Below are 19,065 nucleotides of genomic sequence, written 5' to 3'. Positions count from 1 at the left end.
AAAAGTCAGTACGCTTTTGAAAAAAGGATTCTTTCTTAAGCGTACTGATTTTCAGTGATTATGTCACTTCTTTTGCTTGATTTAACCACCTTTTCATCATTTGTCCATCTTCTAAAAAAGCATCAGATGTTTGCTTTGGAATCGTGTAGGGCCTTCTGATTTTGTATACCCCAGAAGTTATATACGTTAGCATTCCTAGCCGGCATAATACCTCTATATACTCAAACAGGGGCTGTTCCACAGCGACAGGGGCCATTGGCAAAGACCGAAATACAATATGCCGCTTATGAATTCTGTAGAGCCATAGCCGGCCTAACTCTTTTTCTGTAACTAAATCCCCTACTTGCTTCTGCTGCATTAAATCGAGAAGCAGCCACGTCTGCCATATAATAGCAGACGTTTCAACCATGTATAAAGAAGGCAGCGGCATGCCTGCTTCTGCTGGAATATGGGAGGGAGGAATATTATTTTCATAAAGAGCGTGTAAAAAAGGCTGAAGCTTCTGATTAGGATAGAGGATATAATGCGTTCTCCATGCCTTCTTTTTCTTTATCCACGAAGAGAAAAATTGAGGTTGTGTATGTGTAGAAAAAAGATCATGAAAGGTATGCTCGTGAGGAGAGAGCACGACAAGCTGTGCATAACAAATCTGAGATGAAAAAGGAATAAGATGTTCAAGTTTCAACAGTTGATTAGTAGAAGGTGAAAAATAAAGAAGTGTGGGCGTATAATCGGAAAGAGTAAGAAACTGCCACTCTTGAAAAGAAAGTTGATACATATAAGTGGATAAGCGCTTCATTCTTTTTGCCCCCATAATCCAAAGGGGCATATAATTTCCTTTCTCATAATGAATAGAACGTTTGGTTAGCGCTGAGGAAGATAAGGAAGCACATTGAAATTCGATTGCATATTTTTGCGAGGGCGTATCTACAAGAAGATCTGGACGCTGCATAATGTCAGGAAGATAACTTTCTAACTCGACTTCAAGATGAGAACTAAACCAGTGAAACAGCTTTCGTTTTCCGTCGAGATGATAATCTGTTTCACCTTCATGCTGAGCGACGCACGTTTTTTTCAGGTGCGCAAAATGAGGAATTTTTTTTGTACCTACCTTTAACTGTACAGGGGATTGACAAGAGGGACAGTAGAATTGCTTTTCTTTTTTCCACAGCTTAAGCTGTTCAAGCGAAAAGCGCTGAGCTAGTGAAATGAGGCCTTCTTCTGTTTGGGCAACTAACAATCGTACATTTCTCCTTCCTATAATAGCGAGCTATATTCTTGTATTCGACACCTTTCTACTAAACCCTTTTCTTTCAGAAAAAAACCACATTGCACCGTACGCAATGTGGTTTACAGCGATTATAATAGCGGTGAAAGCAAACGGGCTGTTGATTCAAATAGCCGCTGTATAAATGGCCGCTTTTCAAAGTCTTTAAAGTGAAGCTCACTCGTTTCTTCTAAATCTTGCATATATTCATATACGAGCTTTTGAGTACTAGCTGTGCGATATAAAAAAGCATTTACTTCAAAATTCAAATGAAAGCTTCTCATGTCCATGTTAGCCGTTCCAATAGAGGCAATTTCTCTATCAACAATCACAATCTTGCTGTGCATAAATCCTTTTTTATACTCGTAAATTTTCACACCTGCTTCTAGCAGCTCTGGAAAATAAGAGCGTGATGCATGAAAAACAATTTTTTTATCAGGCTTCTGAGGTACAAGAAGCCTTACATCTATACCGCTTAGAGCAGCTACTTTGAGAGAAGTAAAAATATCTTCATCAGGTATGAAGTAAGGAGAGGCAATCCAAATGGACTCTTTCGCAGACGTAATCATCGAAAAAAATAAGTGTTTGATAATTTCCCACTCACGGTCTGGTCCGCCGGCAATCATTTGAACACCGCCGCACTTTTCCATATCAATGTCAATTAAATCCGGCGATAGATACGTTTGAGTAAGCATCGTCTGACCTGTCATATAATACCAGTCTTGCAAGAAAATAAGCTGCAATGAACGGACTGCCTCACCCTTCACCATCAAATGGGTATCTCTCCAAAAGCCAAAATGCCGACTTTTCCCAAGATATTCATCACCAATGTTCAAACCTCCTACAAATCCAATTGTTCCATCAATGACTACAATTTTACGATGATTACGGAAGTTGATTTTATTATTGAGAAATGGAAGTCTGACCGGCAAGAATGGAATCATTTCTACGCCCGCGTTTCTTAACTCGTGAATATAATGCGGTGAAAGCTGAAAACTGCCCACGGCATCGTACAAGAAACGTACATAAACTCCTTCTTGTACCTTCTGAATTAAAATATCTTTAATTTGTTCTCCTAAGTGATCATGTCGTACGATGTAATACTCTAAGTGGATATGATGCCTTGCATGCTTTAATGATTCCATAATTTCGTGAAACGTCTCTTTTCCATTCGTCAATGCGCGCGTATCTGATGAAAAAGAAATTGGACTCTTGCCAAGCCTGACGGCTAGCTTCAGCATTTGCTTTCTACTGGTGCCCAACTGTTCAAAGTGATTTTCTAATATACCGGAATCTCTTTCCATCTTTAAAAGCACCTGTTCATCCAGCTTTGCTTTTTTAGCAAATAAACGCCGTTTTCGCGTATTGCGTCCAAATAACAAATAAAAAAAGAACCCTATTACCGGGAAACCGCCTAATACTACGAGCCACGTTAGCGTTTGAGTTGGATGACGGTTTTCTAATGAAATAACAAGACCGATGAAAACAACACTAATCGTAATTAAGATACTTAGCACGCCAATAAATTTACCGTCCCAATACCCTTTTGTAAAATAAAGCAAAGCAATAATACCAATAACAAAAATTAAAAGCTGTAATCTATTTTTCAACTTGTTTTCACCTATCCTAAAACCAATCTTTCATCATTAATAACAGGTCTCTATACCGTTATTATCCTCAAACTTGTTATTTTAACACTACACTTTCCCATGTAGGAACCAGCCGCCTGCTTTTTCCACCTAAATTGTTCGATATGAGCGGAGAGCTTTTCCCAAAATGAAGACAAAACAAAGACCGATTTCATATACATGAAATCGGCTGCTATTATCGTAAAGGAAAATACTGCTTTACTTGTTCAAGTGCATTTTCACTGATTAATTCTTTTCCATATTCCATTAAACGATGAACTGTTACATTTGATTCATTTGCATATTCTAAAATGATACTTAAAATGTTATCAATTTCAGCTACAAAGTCTTCATCATCTGTAAACTCAACGTATAAATAATATTTTCCTTCAAACACGTACATGCTGTTGATGATATCATCTAACTCTAAATGGTGACTTAAGGAAATTAAATGTTCTAAGTCTTGAAAGCGTGCGACGAACTGTAGCCCTTCGTCTTCTATAATTTCTTCTTCAATATCAGCTTTTTTATTTTGATTCGCTTGATGATCAAGCAACGCTTCAATTTTTCCATCTACAGGGATATCGATTTTATCATTTTCACCAACAGGTACTTCGAACTTTTGACCGTCTTTTGAAACTTGTGCTCTTGTTACAATAACCTCTAGCCCCTTCTCAAGCGCATGTACTTGAATCCAAAGAGGACCTTCTGCTACAAACTCTTCTTCTTGATGAATTTCGTCCATCATCTCCCAGAATAGCTCTTCACTGCGCTCTCGGCTAAACCAAATTTCATTGCGATCAAATCCACGTTCTTCAATATCTACGTAAGTGACAAAGAATTTTACTGTGTTTTCATTAATGCGTTCGATTTCCATTATCATCTCTCCCTTCGGAAAAATCAGTGAAGGTAATCCGGCCATTTCGAACATTACCCCTAAACGATGAAGGGACTATTTTACCCCCGTGTTAAAGCAATATTACATGTACTTTCTCACTTTGTAAAGCATTCTAACTTGGGATATACAAGCATACACTATTTGAGTGAACCTTGTATATCTATTTTATGACAAAATGCGAAAGAAAGGAAATGAAAAATACTCTGGCAACTCATAGCCACCTTACACCTTACTTTGTTATATACATAATCTCTTTACCCTATGAACGCTTTTTGTTAAAAATGAACACAGATAAAGCAATATGAGCTACTTATCCTTACATATTGGGAGGGAAGACTATTGGATTTAGAATTAATAACCTCCATTCTTCTTATTATCGGTATCGATATTGTATTAGGTGGAGACAACGCTATTGTTATTGCCTTAGCAAGCCGCAACTTACCTGAATATCAGCGAAACAAAGCTATTTTTTTAGGGACTGGCTTAGCTGTGATCGTTCGCATTGTACTTACTATTTTAGCTGTTTATTTACTAACTATTCCTTACTTGCAGCTCATCGGCGGTTTTTTATTAGTGATCATTGCCTTTAAGCTTCTTGTATCAGAAGGTGATGATGCATCTTCAATCCGTGCAGGCGTGACATTAGTCGCCGCTGTAAGAACGATTGTATTTGCTGATATTGTAATGGGACTAGATAATGTAATAGCTGTAGCAGGCGCAGCTCATGGAAATATTATCTTGGTTGTTATCGGATTACTCGTATCCGTCCCCATTATTGTTTGGGGAAGCAAGCTCATTTTGTATTTGATGGAACGATTTCCCCTGCTCGTTTATGGGGGAGCAGCTATTTTAGCTTATACTGCTGGAAATATGATTGGACATGAAAAGAACTTACATTCATTCTTTGCAGCCCATACATCTCTAGGAACATTTATTCCGTATATAACAATTGCTGTTGTGCTGATAAGCGGCATGGTTGTTAATAGCTTTCGTTCAATTAAACGATAAAGAAAAGGCCATACTAAACATTTTTATTTAGTATGGCCTTTTCTTTAGTTTAATGAGCATAGCAGTCTTTTATTCATAAAACACTTTGTACACTTAAAAAATAATCTCTGTGAGTAAAAAAAGAATAGATGGTACGAGTAAGCAACCAAGACCTGTATAAAATGTAGCTGTCATGGCTCCGTAAGGTACAAGTTTTACATCTGTCGCGGCTAAACCAGCTGCTACACCGCTCGTCGTCCCCATAACTCCTCCATAGATCATTGCTGTACGAGGGTTGTTTAATTTGATTTTCTTAGCAAATATCGGTGTCAAAATCATAACTGAAATGGATTTAATTAATCCTACAGCTATACTTAACGCGATAATATCAGAAGAGGCTCCAATCGCAGTTCCAGAAACCGGCCCCACAATATAGGTTACGGCTCCTCCTCCGATTGTGGTCAAAGCAACGGGATCTCTATATCCAAAACAAAGAGCAATAATTACACCTATTACAAAGGAATAGAAGACCCCAAAAAACAAGGCCGTAATCCCGCTGATTCCCGTTTTTTTGACTTCGCTAAAACTGGCGCCGAACGCAGTAGCAATAATGGCAAAGTCTCGCAGCATCCCTCCGCCCATTAAACCAATTCCTGAAAATAACTGTATATCAGAAATTCCTTTCTCTCCTCCTGTATTCACTCCACCGATATAAGCAAGGATTAACCCAAACATAATAGCAATAGCAGATCCATGAACTCTTCCTTTTGTTAATTTATCTGATAAAAAATAAGCAATATACATGACAATCCCAATAATAGCAAATGCCGTAATCAGCCCGTTATTTTCTAATCCTTCTTTAATCATATTCATCATTTTATCTGCTCCTTAGGTAAAATAGAAAGCTCTATTTCTTGTTCTTTCACCTTCGCTTTCTCTCCTATTCTGCTGATAAATGGTATGGATAAAAAGCCTACTACGACTACTACTACCCCTGCAAGAAGCGCCATGCCTCCTCCATCAAGAGCAGCTACAACATTTTGCTGTGCAGACATTGCTACCACGATAGGAATATAAATACCTCCCCAAAAAGCAATGCCTTCTTCGGATTTTACTTGGAGCTTATTTTTCTTCTTTAAATAATCCACCGCTAGTACAAGAAGAAGCATGGATACCCCTACTCCTCCAACGTTGGCTTCTACTCTCATCAGCCCTCCTAATGCGTCCCCAACAATTACCCCTATCAACATGCAAATAGACAGCAGCGCTACACCGAAGATTATCATATTACTTCCTCCCCACCTCATTATTGAAAGCGTTTACTTTATGATTTAAAAATAGTGTAAAGGAAAAAAGTTGAATAACCTATGCATTTTTAGTTATATACTTATATCAAAAATGACATAATACAGTTTTTCTCTACTGTTCACTTTAGATTTATTCGAAAAAGAAATAAAAATCATGACATTTAGTCATGATTCTTATATGTATTCATGAGACATACCGGAGCGTAGATGTTTAAAATAATCAATCACAAACTGCCTGAAGATTTGTTGTAAATCCGTCACATAGCCTCCATTGTTCCAAGCTAGAAAGATAGTACGTTCAAATGTTTCCTCTTCAATTTTCAGCAGTTTTACATCTTTTCCTGTAGAACCTCCCCAAGTTACTTCAGGAATAAAACCTATTCCTTGCTTCGCTCTAATCAAACCTCTTACTGTTGCTGGATCATCGCTTTCAAACGTAATTTGAGGTACAAAATTCTGTTCCTTACAAATTACATCCGTTATTTTCCTTAGCTCTTTCCCTTTCTTCAGCACAATGAATTTCTCATTTTTAAGTTCATTTAACTTTACACGTGATTGCTTGGCTAAAGGATGATCAAGAGGCACTGCAAGCAAAATCGATTCACGAAGTAAAGGAGTATGTTCGATCTGACGGGTTGTTAATGGAAAAGCTGAAATGCATAAATCAAAATCAGGCTGTGAATTGCTATTAGTCAAATGCTGCATCAGTCGAAAACGCACCTGAGGATATTGTTCACGAAACCTGCTTAATAGCTCTGGAAGCAAATGTGAACTAGCTAATACAACAAGGCGAATTTCTTCACATGGATCGTTCGACATATCCTTTAGCTCGTGCTTTGCATGTTCCAATGTTTTTAAAGCAAGTTCTACTTTGGCATAGAATGCTTTACCATATCGATTTAATTTAATGTATTTACCGTTTCGATCAAACAAACGAATGCCTAGCTCTTTTTCTAACTGTGAAATCGTTTTGCTGAGCGCAGGCTGAGATACGTATAGCTCTTCGGCCGCTTTACTTATATGTTCTAGTCTAGCAACTACTTGGAAATATTTTAGCTGTAAAAGCTCCAATCCGTTCACCACCACTTTTATATGTTTAGATACTCTCTTTCTTTATTAATTACATATATACTTCATTTCCCCTGCTATTTCGACAAAAAATAAGCAGCAGAGGCCATCTGGCCCCCTGCTGCTTATTTTTTATATACCAACTTCAAGCAAACGTTACTTGGTTGGTTTCTTATTTAAATCTTAAACAGACAAATATAAAAATTAACCATTCACAAGTCTTTGAGCTTCGCGAAGTTGGAAAGTACGCACTTTACGTGGTAAGAAACGACGGATCTCGTCTTCATTGTAACCAACTTGTAGACGTTTTTCATCAATGATAATCGGACGGCGCAACAAGCCAGGATTTTGCTGAATTAATTCATACAAATCTTGCAAAGGCATAGCGTCTACCTGAACGTCTAGTTTTTGGAAAGTTTTCGAACGTGTTGAAATGATTTCATCTGTTCCATCTTCTGTCATACGTAAAATTTCTTTAATCTCGTCGATTGATAACGGCTCTGAAAAGATATTACGCTCTGTATATCCAATATCATTTTCCTCTAACCAAGCTTTCGCTTTACGACAAGATGTACAACTTGGTGATGTATATAATGTAACCATTTACTCCTTCACTCCTTCTATCATAATCGGTCATAACATTTAAAACATGAACTGTAAATCATGTTGTTTTATACAAACTTCAACGAGTGTAAATATTTAATGACTGATAATGAAAATCGATACTACTTTATAATTACTTTTAAAAAATAATATCTATTTGCATTATACTATAAACTTCATCGGAATGATATACTTTTTGAAGTGAACTAGTACATTAGTTCGTTCCTTCACTGTCATCATTTTCATTGCCGATTTTCTTCATTATTTATTTACCACACTACTATTACGAATAAACCTGTAGATTAGTTTCATTTTTTTTATTATTTTTTTCTTTTACAAATTCCTCAAATTTTTCAGTCACTAAAAAAGCCTTGCAGAAGAACTGACATTCTGCAAAGCTTTTGAAATAACCTCTTATTTATTTAATAGCTGATGTGCTTTTTCCTCGTCTCATTAAGATAGGATACAGTAACAGCCCGATTACAAATAAGCCAATACCTAAGAAAAATGTTTTTAAATCAGCTGTCCCTGTCTTAATCACCCAAAGTGAATAAATAAGTGCTAACGAGGCAATGATTCCGTCTTTTACTCGCGATCCTTTAATCGTGTCGTACGTGTCACCCGTCACAATAAGCTTTAATTGATAAACTGTCGTCACGAAATAAGGAACTAAATAAGCGAGAGTAGCTACAACAATGGCGAAATTATAGGCTTGCGAAACTGTACCTGAAATAGTCGCAAACAAAAACAACTGTGTTAAGCCATTTGTTAATGTTAGTGAGCGGGCTGGACTATTGTTCTGATTTGTTTTAGCAAACCACTGTGGAAACAACCCTGATTTCGCTGCTTGATAAGGAACTTCTGCACTAACAACAATCCATCCAACAGTAGAACCTAATAAAGAAATAAGTGCTAAAATGGCCATTACGTAAGCACCTTTATGTCCAATCACCATTTCTAACGTATCTACCAAAGGTTTTTGAGACTGCTGAAGCTGAGCTGTTGAAAGAATCCCCATAGCTAGAAGCGTAATCCCCACATAGATAACCATTGAGATCAATAATCCAAGCAGCGTTGCTTTCTTCACTACTTTTTGTGATTTTGCACGGTTAGATAATAGTACAGCCGATTCAATTCCGATAAAGGCCCACAGCGTAGCAATGGCTGCCCCATTGACCTGACTTCCCAATCCTACATTTATACCTTTTGAATTAACAAATTCTGTACTGACCAGGTTGGATGCGCTAAATAGCGATAGCGCCACAACAATAAATAAACCGAATCCAATAATTTTAGCTGCCGTTGTGATAAAGTTAATATTACCGGCACTATTAATATCTCGCTGCAAAATAGCTTGAATTCCCCATAGGACAATAGAACATACTAAAAACGTAATGAATTTTCCAGCTTCTAATTGAAAATTTCCGACTGAAAATAAAATATCCTTACTCTCCATTACTGGAAAGAACGTTGTTAAATATCCCGCAAACGATATGATGACAGATGCTGTTGCAGCCCAGTTAGCTGCCCAATAGCCCCAAGCCATGCTATACCCTGCTACTTTACCTGCTTTAGGCGATGAAAAAAGATTCGCCGCATAACTTTGAGGCCCTCCTTTTAATTCGGGCTTTCTCATGACTAAATTCCCGAATACAAGAGCAATCATGAACACGCCAAGACCTGTTGCAATCCAAGCAAGTGTTGAACCGACTGGACTTGATACGTTTGCTAAATTAGAAGGAAGCATAAATACTCCGCCGCCTACCATATTACCAACTACAAAGGCTGTTAAAAACCAAAGTCCCCATTTTTTATCTTTCATTTGCTGTGTCTCCTTTTGCTTTCTAAAAGCTTAAACTTTTGAGATAGAAAGCTCGATGCTAATCTATTAACACGTAAAAATTATTTGTTTCTTTATTCATCTCTTCATTTGTTTAACAATATAATATATTAGCACACTAAAGCAAAAAGTTAAATAATAAATCCTTCATTTTCTTTTGGAAAAAAATGCGGCTGGGACACAACTACATCAATCTAAAGATGAATAAATGGGATATATGAGTTCGTATGGATCCCGCTTGTTACACCGCTGTGGAGAGTCTACCCCTTGCCCTCCAATTCAATAGCTAGAAGCCCTACATACAGTAAACCTATGTTCACCATAAAAAAATCCGAACGAGTTGAATTCTTGATTAAGAATTCAACTCGTTCGGATCTTTCTTCAACGAAACTACTTTTGTCCGAGCTTTATTTTTTATCTTTTATGAAAACCTTTTGAATAGTAGACAACAACCAATAAAACAAACCATACCGGACCTACAATAAGGGCTATTCTTGTATCAGAGGAAAAGCCCATCACCACTACTACTCCCGCTAAGAAAGCAAGAGAGAGATATGACGTATACGGGAAAAATGGAAGCTTATATTTTAAATTACTTACTTGCTGATCGTTTAATCCCTTGCGGAAGCGAATTTGAGAAAGTAAAATAATTCCCCATGTCCAAATTGCTCCAATAGTGGCAATACTCGTCACCCAGGTGAACACCTTATCAGGAACAACATAGTTTAAGCCAACTCCGATTAGCAGTACAACAGCTGAAGCAATAACTGCTGCACCAGGCACGCCGCCTTTTGTTAAGTTAGCATAGCGTTTTGGAGCTTCCCCGTGCTGAGCTAAATTAAATAACATACGGCCTGTACTAAAAATTCCACTGTTACAAGAAGATAAAGCCGCTGTTAACACTACAAAGTTTATAATCCCTGCTGCGGCGGGAATTCCAGCTTTATCAAATGTTAAAACAAATGGACTTCCTTGCGTTCCAATCTCTGGCCAAGGATAAATAGACATAATAACAAACAAAGCTCCGATGTAAAAAATCAAAATTCTCCACAGTACATTATCAATTGCTTTTGTTAGTGTTTTTTCCGGATTTTTCACCTCTCCTGCTGTTACCCCAATCATTTCAATACCAAGGTAAGCAAACATAACCATTTGAAGTGATAAAAGAACGCCTTTCATGCCATTCGGGAAAAAGCCCCCGTGACTCCATAAATTACTGATTCCTGTTGCAATACCGCCATTTCCAATTCCAAAGATAATCATGCCTAGGCCCAACACAATCATAAGGATAATCGTTACTACTTTAATAAGAGAAAACCAAAACTCTAGTTCGCCATATGCTTTTACAGCTAAAAAGTTAACCCCTGTCATGATAACGAGTGCTGCAAGTGCCCATATCCACTGAGGTACACCTGGGAACCAAAACTCCATATATACTCCAACAGCTGTAATTTCAGCCATACATGTAATAATCCACATAAACCAGTAGTTCCAGCCTGTTAAATAACCAGCAAGTGGCCCTAAATAATCGTTAGCATACTTACTAAAAGAACCGGCTACTGGATTTTGTACTGCCATTTCACCTAGCGCTCTCATAATAAAAAACATAATAAGACCACTGATTCCATACATGATAAGAATACCAGGACCCGCTAACCGAATAGCGGATGCAGAACCTAAAAACAGTCCAACTCCGATAGCTGCACCTAAAGACATTAAGCTAATATGTCTTTCCTCAAGTCCACGGCTTAATTCTTTTTCTTGCGTGTTCCCTTGCATAATTCTCTCTCCTAACATATCCATTTCATTTAATAGCGATAGCGGCTACGTGTATAGTATTAACTTATTTTTCAGCCAAATAATTCTAGGCAGTGTATGTACTAAAAATCTGATATTGCAAGTTTCACACCTATACTTTTACCGCTCTCACATCTATAAAATACAATATTAAAAAAACTTCACTTTGTTCATTTTATCAAAAATCACAAAAAATGCGATAGTTTTTTGTGATTTTCACAAATAAACTTACGGTTTAAATATAATAAAAACCATTTTTTACATTATATGTTCTTATTCTGCTATAGTTATATAAATATTAAGAATAATCTATCGATTATTCTTCTATATTTTCAATTATAGATGCTTACTTTTCCCTAAAAAGGGTAAAGATAAGATAACTGTTTAAACACTATTATGAACATCATCATGAAAAGATCAGTAGGAGGGTGCTATGAATTGGTATGAAAAACTAAGTCAATATTTTCCCATTGAAGAAATGAAATCAAAGAAGCATATCGAAACGCTTTTACAAGAACGCAGCGATATTTATCATAAAAACGAAGGACCTCATCACGTATTAATGTACGTGGAAACAGACCAATTTATCTTTATTGATTACCTCTTTGTTTCAAAAGACGCTCGAGGTCAAGGGCTTGGAGGTAAATTAATTGATGAGTTAAAACAGCATAACAAACCAATTATCTTAGAAGTAGAGCCTGTAGACTATAAAGATTCAGACTCAGCAAAACGACTGCATTTTTATAAACGTGCAGACTTTAAGCATGCTCAAACAATTGGCTATAACCGCCGGTCATTAGCTACAAATGAAATTAACCAGATGGAAATTCTATATTGGTCTCCTACCTCTGAAACAGAGGAAAGCATTTTAAATAAAATGAAAAAAACGTACGAGTTAATTCATACGTACAAAGACAAAGAAATATATGGTGCGTCTTATCAGCCGGCAGATCAAGTATTAAAAATTGACAAAAATCGTAAAGACGGCGATATCTTAGCAGATTTATAAAAAGAAGGTAGACGCATGTCTACCTTCTTTTTATAAATCTTGAATTATTATTCAATACACAACATTATTAATCACTTATATTCCTTTAGTTATAAGATTTATACATAGATATTTTGTCTTAAATATAAAATTCTGAAAATTTTCAATAGTATTTTTCAATCCTTTACTGTATAATACCTGTAAAGCGCTAATGTTACTTGTTCTTACATGTTTTTTGCAACTTGAAGCTTAGTGTTCTTTGATAACTAAATAAAAAACGACCTCGTTGTGAGATCGTTTTTGTTATGTTGTATATGTGGCAAACTCTGCTTGAGAACAAGACACGTAGTGACCTGGAGATACTTCTCTAAGCTCCGGTTCTTCACCGTTATAGTCATGGATACTTGGATCATAAATTTTGCGCTGACGCGTTTTTTCACTGTCAGGATCGGGAAGCGGAATAGCTGAAAGTAACGCTTTTGTATATGGATGAACAGGGTTTCGATAAAGTTCATCACTTGGTGCAAGCTCTACAATCTTACCTCTGTACATAACGCCGATGCGGTCACTGATGTATTTTACCATTGACAAATCATGGGCGATAAATAAATATGTTAGTCCACGTTCACGCTGTAACTTCTTCATTAAGTTAACAACTTGAGCTTGTATAGACACGTCCAAAGCTGAGATTGGTTCATCTGCGATGATAAAATCAGGTTCTACTGCCAGTGCTCTTGCGATACCGATACGCTGACGCTGGCCGCCACTAAACTCATGTGGATAGCGATTTGCATGTTCTTTGTTAAGCCCCACTGTTTCAAGAAGCTCGTGAACCTTTGCCATACGCTCCTTTCTCGTCTTAGCTAAACCGTGAATATCAATGCCTTCTGCTATGATATCTGCTACGGTCATACGAGGGTTAAGCGACGCATATGGATCTTGGAAAATCATTTGCATTTTACGATTGAATTTTTTAAGCTCTGAGCGTGATTTGCGACCATGTACATTTTCGCCATTAAATAGTACCTCACCGCTAGTAGCGTCATATAAACGAATAATCGTTCTGCCTGTCGTTGACTTTCCGCAACCGGATTCACCTACAAGCCCTAATGTTTCTCCGCGGAAGATGTCAAACGTCAGACCATCAACTGCTTTAATTGTTCCTTTACTTGTGAAAAAATGTTGCTTTAAGTCTTTAATCTCTAATAATTTATCTGTCATGTTATTCACCATCCTTCGCTACGAGTACAGGTGTACTGTATACATTATCAACTTTACGCATGCGGCGCTGAACTGAAGCAGGCGGCTCTACTTTTGGTGCATCGGGATGTAACAGCCATGTTTTCGCATAGTGCGTATCAGATATTTTGAACATTGGAGGTTCTTGCTCAAAATCAATTTTCATTGCGTATGGATTTCGCGCTGCAAATGCATCTCCTTTTGGAGGATTCGTTAAATCTGGCGGCGTTCCAGGAATAGCAGCCAGCTCTTCTTCTGCCTCGTTGTCTAAGCTTGGCATAGAAGCTAGCAGTCCCCACGTATACGGATGTTTTGGATCGTAAAACACTTCATCCACTGTGCCCATTTCAACAATTTGACCAGCGTACATAACGGCTACTCGATCTGCTACATTTGCTACTACACCAAGATCATGGGTAATAAAGATAATAGAGGTATCCGTTTTTTTCTGAATGTCTTTCATCAACTCTAAAATTTGGGCTTGAATTGTTACATCAAGCGCCGTTGTTGGTTCATCAGCGATCAATAGCTTCGGATTAGAAGCAAGAGCCATCGCAATGACAACACGCTGTCTCATCCCGCCGCTGAATTCATGCGGATATTGATTCACACGCTGTTCTGGAAAAGGAATTCCTACAAGCGTTAATAACTCGACTGCCCGTTTTTTCGCTTCTGCTTTAGACACTTTGGAATGCTTAATTACGACTTCACCAATTTGAGCCCCAACTTTCATCGTTGGATTCAAGGAAGTCATCGGATCTTGGAAGATCATACCGATATCTTTACCGCGAATAGCTTCCATTTCTTTATCCGTTTTCTTAGCTAAATCAATGCCGTCAAACAGCATTTCACCGCTTTTGATTCGGCCAGGAGGCATCGGAATAAGGCGCATGATCGTTTGTGAAGTTACACTTTTACCAGATCCTGACTCACCAACAATTGCTAAAGTTTCACCTTTATTTAAATGGAAGTTAACGCCGCGAACAGCTTGAACTTCTCCGCCATATGTTTTAAATGATACAGCTAAATTCTTTACTTCTAATAAACGTGACATATGAGTCCACTTCCTTACTTACGTAGTTTTGGATCTAACGCATCTCGTAATCCATCACCAATTACGTTGAACGCTAAGATTGTTAAACAGATAAACAAACCTGGGAAAAATAAGCGCCAAGGATAGTATTCCAAAGCAGGTAAGCCTTCTGAAGCCATTGTTCCCCAACTTGCAAGCGGTGCCGGAACGCCTAGTCCCAAGTAGCTTAAAAATGCTTCTGTAAAGATTGCTGAAGGAATCGTTAGTGTCATTGTTACTAAAATTGGACCTGTCGCATTAGGAATAAGATGTTTAAATAAAATACGTTTTGTTGTTGCTCCTAATGTTTGTGAAGCCATTACGTACTCTTGGTTTTTCAACTGCAATACTTGTCCACGTACAATACGGGCCATGTTAATCCAGCCGGTAATGGTCATCGCCAAAATCATCGTGCCTAACCCTTGGCCAAGCATAACCATTAAAATAATAACGAGTAAAAGGTAAGGAACACCATATAAGATATCCGCAACACGCATCATTGTTTCATCCGTACGGCCGCCGCGGTATCCAGAGATGCTTCCCCAAACTACGCCAATGAATAAATCAATTAAAGCTGCTGCTAACCCGATAAATAATGAAATACGAGCGCCTTCCCACGTGCGAGCAAAAACATCACGCCCTAATTCATCTGTACCGAACCAGTGCTCAGAAGATGGAGCCTGATTAGCATTCAGCAAATCATTGGTTGCATAATCATATTTCACCATCAATGGACCAAATATAGCCATAAAAACAAGGAGAACCATTAGTACTACACCAAACATAGCAAGCTTGTTTTTGCGAAAACGAATAAAAACATCTTGCCAGAATGAAAGACTCGGTTTTTCAATCTTTTCTGCCTGAGCGCGGTCAATCCCTGCTGTTTCAAACATTTCTTTAGGAATTTTTGGAAGTTGCTGCATAGTTACTCTCCTTTCTTAGCACCTGTAAGTTTAATTCGAGGGTCAATGAATCCGTATGCAATATCTACAAGCAAGATACAAAAAAGTAGTAAAATACTGTAGAACACCGTTACGCCCATAATCGTTGTATAATCTCGGTTTGAGATACTGAGTACAAAGTGTGAACCTAATCCCGGGATACCAAATATTTTTTCAATAACAAAGCTACCCGTTAAAATCCCTGCTACTAAAGGTCCCATATAGGATACGACTGGAAGCATCGCATTTCGCATGGCGTGCTTAACTGTAATAACGCCTCTGCTTAAACCTTTTGCTTTCGCTGTACGAATATAATCATTGCTTAATACTTCAAGCATACTCGAACGAGTTAACCGTGCGATAAATGCCATAGGGGTTGAAGCGAGCGCGAGAGCTGGTAACACCGTGTGTGCCCAAGATTCCCAGCGTGCAACCGGAAAAATTTGTAGTTTCATAGCCAGAACGTATTGTAATACCGCTGCCATAATAAAACTCGGAACTGAGATTCCTAGAACTGCAATAACCATCGCCGTGTAATCTTGCCACTTATTATGTTTTAAGGCAGCAATAACACCAAGTACTACACCAATAGCAATTGCTATTAAAATAGCTTCCATCCCTAGCATGAATGAAACAGGGAATCCGCCGTAGATCAAATCGTTTACCGTTTGGCCTTTATATTTGAAAGATGGACCAAAATCCCACTTTAAAATTGATGTTAAATAATCAAAGTACTGATGGTACCAAGGCTGGTCTAAACCGTAATACTGATTTAGATTTTTTTGAATTTCAGGGGGAAGCTGCTTTTCTGATGTGAATGGACCTCCCGGAACAGCACGCATTAAGAAAAAGGTTGCTGTTACGATTAGCCATAATGATAGAAACATATAAATAAGTCGTTTTCCTATATATTTGAACACCCTGACACACCTCCATATTTTTACAAAATTCGCGCACAAGAAAGAAAAGTATATGGAGCACCAGGCCCCATATACCCTTTGTCATAATTGATGTTACTTACTCAAAATGAGCCCACTTAATCTGAATGTCTCCAAGTCCAGACATCACAACATCTTTCAGCTGCTTGTCTTGTACCCAAGCGTTTGTGTAGAAGTAGATTGGTGCCACTGGCATTTCATCCATGAAGATACCTTCTGCTTTTTTCAACATTGCCTGACGTTTTTTAGGATCTGTTTCTTTTTGAGAGTCAATTAATAACTTTTTATATTCTGGGTTTTCCCAGTTTGTATCATTGTTTCCGCCTTTTTTATCACGGAACAATTCTAAGAAGTTAATTGGATCGTTAAAATCTCCTAACCAGCCCATACGTCCAACTTGATAATCTCCTTGGTGTAACTTTTCAATGTAAACAGCCCACTCAGAGTTGTCTAACTGTACTTTAATGCCAAGGTTTTTCTTCCACATATCTTGAACAGCTTGTGCAATTTTTGCATGTTTTTCATCCGTGTTGTATGAAACCTTAATTGCTGGTAGTTCTGAAGCATCTTTAAGGCCCATTTCTTTCAAGCCTTTTTCTAAATATTCTTTTGCTTTTTTCACATCATTGTCTTTGAAATAACCTTTTTTGTTATCTTCAAACATTGTTGGTGGTACAGCCGCCATCGCTGGAACTGAACCGTCTTTTGTAATTTGTTCTGTAATACCTTTACGATCAATTGCATAAGCTAATGCTTTACGAATGTTCACGTTGTCTAAAGGTTTTTGTTCTGTATTAAACTTGTACCAGTAAGTACCTGCAATCTCTTGAATGTTTAATGAACCGTCTTTCTTTAATTCAGGAAGTGCATCAGCCGGTAATTGACCAGTAGGCATACCCGCCCAGTCTAATTCACCGTTTTTGAACATTGAAAGTTCAGTGTTGTTATCATTGATCATGTACATTTCAACTTTTTTAAGTTTTACAGCATCTTTATCCCAATAGTTTTCATTAGGAACTAACTCGATTTTGTCATTATGTTTCCAAGCTTTAAGCTTGAAAGGACCGTTTGACGTATAGTTTTCGCCTGCATTTGTGTACCATTTTTCATTTGATTCAGCAATTTTCGTATTCACTGGGAAGTACGTATAGAAAGCTGTTAATTCTAAGAAATATGGCGTTGGGTTTTCTAATGTTACCTCAAGCGTTTTATCATCTGTTGCTTTAACGGCAACATCATCTAATGAACCTTTTCCTTCATTGGCAGCTTGTGCATTTTTAACATAGTATAATTGATATGCATATTGAGATTCGTTTTTAGGATCTAACGCCCATTTCCATGCATATTCGAAATCTTTTGCTGTTACAGGGTCACCATTTGACCATTTTGCATCGTCGCGAATCGTAAACGTATATTTAGTTTGATCATCGCTGACCTTCACATCTTTCGCCATTGCATTTTCAGGTTTTCCATCTTTACCGATACGAGTTAAACCCTCAAATGTTTGTAATAATACGTTTGATGACGTTGAATCATTAGCTAAGCCTGGGTTTAATGAAAAAGGCTCAGTTTTAATGTTTACGCGAAGCTCTTGCTCTTTTTTCTTTTCGCCGCCATCACTGCTAGCATTTTCACTGCCACCAGATTCTTTGTTAAATCCACATGCAGCTAAAAACAAGCTCATTACAAGCAGCAAACTGAAAAGAATCGACAACCTTTTCTTCATTGCGTGTTACCCCCTATTAAATTTTGTTTGTGTGGCAACCATATTTTTTTGATATGCACTAATTTCTTAATCCTCTTTCAATACAAAATAATCAGTTATTTTTTCACGTAGTAGAGCATTAAAGACCTCACTGCAAAATTATTCTTCTACTCTATGAAACTGTCATCAATTGTTTACATGCTGTAAATCCAATGTATGCGCTTAATATGTAGAAGACTCATTCATTACAAAATTCGCTAATTGAAACAAAACATTGTCTATTTTGTGTTTTCTGAAAAATTAAGAAATTGTAATACCTTTGTAAAAAATATGTTTGTTACGCCTATTATAAATATTTTAAAAATTTATTGCAATACTATTATTTAATGGTATTTTTTTGTCATGGGGGAAAAAACCTTATCTTATAAGGATTGTGCCTACTTGTCAGACTTCTAAAATCTTTTTTGTAGTATAGGTATTACGATAGTATTACAAAGCCATTAGAAATATTAAATAAAAGATTTTTACCAAATCCTCCACCAAATTTTCATCAAGAAATGCTTTAGTTAAAAGGTTCTTGTCTTTTTTTGCCGCTGAAAAATCCCAGTAAATTGTCTTATAAAACTTTTTAGTGATAAGATGTTTAAATTCCTGCTTTTTCGCGTTATAATAACGAATAACTATATAATTAAAGCTGTGAAAAAGAGTAGTATGCAGAATTTTCATTTTCAGAGAGTTTGTGGCTGGTGAGAACAAACATTGAAACCTGCAGAATGGACTTTGGAGC

The 19,065-nt window shown here is 37.3% G+C and carries 16 protein-coding genes and 1 other annotated feature (1 of these 17 running past the window's edge); of the genes, 2 read left to right on the top strand and 14 right to left on the bottom strand.

Annotated elements, in window-relative coordinates:
• Positions 1-58: 58 nt before the first annotated feature.
• The 3 genes from AC0C45_RS07120 to mecA form a co-directional block, all read right to left on the bottom strand.
• On the bottom strand, positions 59-1,240 hold the full coding sequence (locus AC0C45_RS07120; RefSeq protein WP_047931003.1) for a competence protein CoiA: 1,182 nt from the start codon (positions 1,238-1,240) through the stop codon (positions 59-61).
• A gap of 119 nt (positions 1,241-1,359) precedes the next feature.
• Positions 1,360-2,877, bottom strand: a complete 1,518-nt coding sequence (cls, locus tag AC0C45_RS07115) for a cardiolipin synthase (protein WP_013081764.1) — start codon at positions 2,875-2,877, stop codon at positions 1,360-1,362.
• Between the two features lie 214 nt (positions 2,878-3,091).
• Positions 3,092-3,772, bottom strand: a complete 681-nt coding sequence (gene mecA, locus AC0C45_RS07110) for an adaptor protein MecA (RefSeq protein WP_280168838.1) — start codon at positions 3,770-3,772, stop codon at positions 3,092-3,094.
• Positions 3,773-4,132: 360 nt separating this feature from the next.
• On the opposite strand from mecA, the gene AC0C45_RS07105 reads away from it, so the two are divergent.
• Positions 4,133-4,801 carry a TerC family protein gene (locus tag AC0C45_RS07105; protein WP_047931006.1) on the top strand — a complete coding sequence of 223 codons (669 nt, stop codon included), beginning with the start codon at positions 4,133-4,135 and terminating at the stop codon, positions 4,799-4,801.
• Positions 4,802-4,894: 93 nt separating this feature from the next.
• On the opposite strand, the gene madM is transcribed toward AC0C45_RS07105, so the two are convergent.
• From madM to AC0C45_RS07075, 6 genes are all read right to left on the bottom strand, one after another.
• A complete protein-coding gene (madM, locus tag AC0C45_RS07100) occupies positions 4,895-5,656 on the bottom strand; it encodes a malonate transporter subunit MadM (protein ID WP_013081762.1) in 762 nt (253 codons plus the stop codon).
• Positions 5,653-6,066 carry a malonate transporter subunit MadL gene (gene madL, locus AC0C45_RS07095; protein ID WP_237893454.1) on the bottom strand — a complete coding sequence of 138 codons (414 nt, stop codon included), beginning with the start codon at positions 6,064-6,066 and terminating at the stop codon, positions 5,653-5,655. The genes madM and madL overlap by 4 nt, the downstream gene beginning before the upstream one ends.
• Positions 6,067-6,261: 195 nt before the next feature.
• The gene (locus tag AC0C45_RS07090) at positions 6,262-7,158 is read right to left on the bottom strand and encodes a LysR family transcriptional regulator (RefSeq protein ID WP_047931007.1); all 897 of its coding nucleotides are present in this window, start codon (positions 7,156-7,158) and stop codon (positions 6,262-6,264) included.
• A gap of 201 nt (positions 7,159-7,359) precedes the next feature.
• Positions 7,360-7,758, bottom strand: coding sequence for a transcriptional regulator SpxA (gene spxA / locus AC0C45_RS07085; protein WP_013055422.1), 399 nt, complete (start codon positions 7,756-7,758; stop codon positions 7,360-7,362).
• Between the two features lie 418 nt (positions 7,759-8,176).
• Positions 8,177-9,580, bottom strand: a complete 1,404-nt coding sequence (locus tag AC0C45_RS07080; RefSeq protein ID WP_472927996.1) for an amino acid permease — start codon at positions 9,578-9,580, stop codon at positions 8,177-8,179.
• Between the two features lie 432 nt (positions 9,581-10,012).
• Positions 10,013-11,377: an amino acid permease gene (locus AC0C45_RS07075; RefSeq protein ID WP_034654378.1), complete on the bottom strand. Its 1,365-nt coding sequence runs from the start codon at positions 11,375-11,377 to the stop codon at positions 10,013-10,015.
• A 451-nt stretch (positions 11,378-11,828) separates the two neighbouring features.
• Between AC0C45_RS07075 and AC0C45_RS07070 the strand changes: the two genes are divergently transcribed.
• Positions 11,829-12,404 carry a GNAT family N-acetyltransferase gene (locus AC0C45_RS07070; protein ID WP_013055419.1) on the top strand — a complete coding sequence of 192 codons (576 nt, stop codon included), beginning with the start codon at positions 11,829-11,831 and terminating at the stop codon, positions 12,402-12,404.
• A gap of 282 nt (positions 12,405-12,686) precedes the next feature.
• On the opposite strand, the gene AC0C45_RS07065 is transcribed toward AC0C45_RS07070, so the two are convergent.
• From AC0C45_RS07065 to AC0C45_RS07045, 5 genes are all read right to left on the bottom strand, one after another.
• Positions 12,687-13,604, bottom strand: a complete 918-nt coding sequence (locus AC0C45_RS07065; RefSeq protein WP_020465427.1) for an ABC transporter ATP-binding protein — start codon at positions 13,602-13,604, stop codon at positions 12,687-12,689.
• Position 13,605: 1 nt separating this feature from the next.
• Complete coding sequence (locus AC0C45_RS07060; RefSeq protein ID WP_016763049.1) at positions 13,606-14,676, bottom strand: ABC transporter ATP-binding protein; 1,071 nt, start codon at positions 14,674-14,676, stop codon at positions 13,606-13,608.
• A gap of 14 nt (positions 14,677-14,690) precedes the next feature.
• Entirely contained in the window at positions 14,691-15,617 is a 927-nt protein-coding gene (locus tag AC0C45_RS07055) for an ABC transporter permease (RefSeq protein ID WP_013055416.1), read from the bottom strand.
• A 2-nt stretch (positions 15,618-15,619) separates the two neighbouring features.
• Entirely contained in the window at positions 15,620-16,555 is a 936-nt protein-coding gene (locus tag AC0C45_RS07050) for an ABC transporter permease (protein ID WP_472927995.1), read from the bottom strand.
• Positions 16,556-16,652: 97 nt separating this feature from the next.
• Positions 16,653-18,299 (bottom strand): peptide ABC transporter substrate-binding protein, encoded by a 1,647-nt coding sequence (locus tag AC0C45_RS07045; protein WP_013081756.1) that lies wholly within the window; start codon positions 18,297-18,299, stop codon positions 16,653-16,655.
• A 666-nt stretch (positions 18,300-18,965) separates the two neighbouring features.
• Positions 18,966-19,065 (top strand) — a binding site (T-box leader) (it continues 105 nt past the right edge of the window).

Source organism: Priestia sp. VA7 (assembly GCF_055710015.1).
Note: the sequence above shows the minus strand (reverse complement) of the source record. Positions and strands in the feature narration are given on the sequence as shown.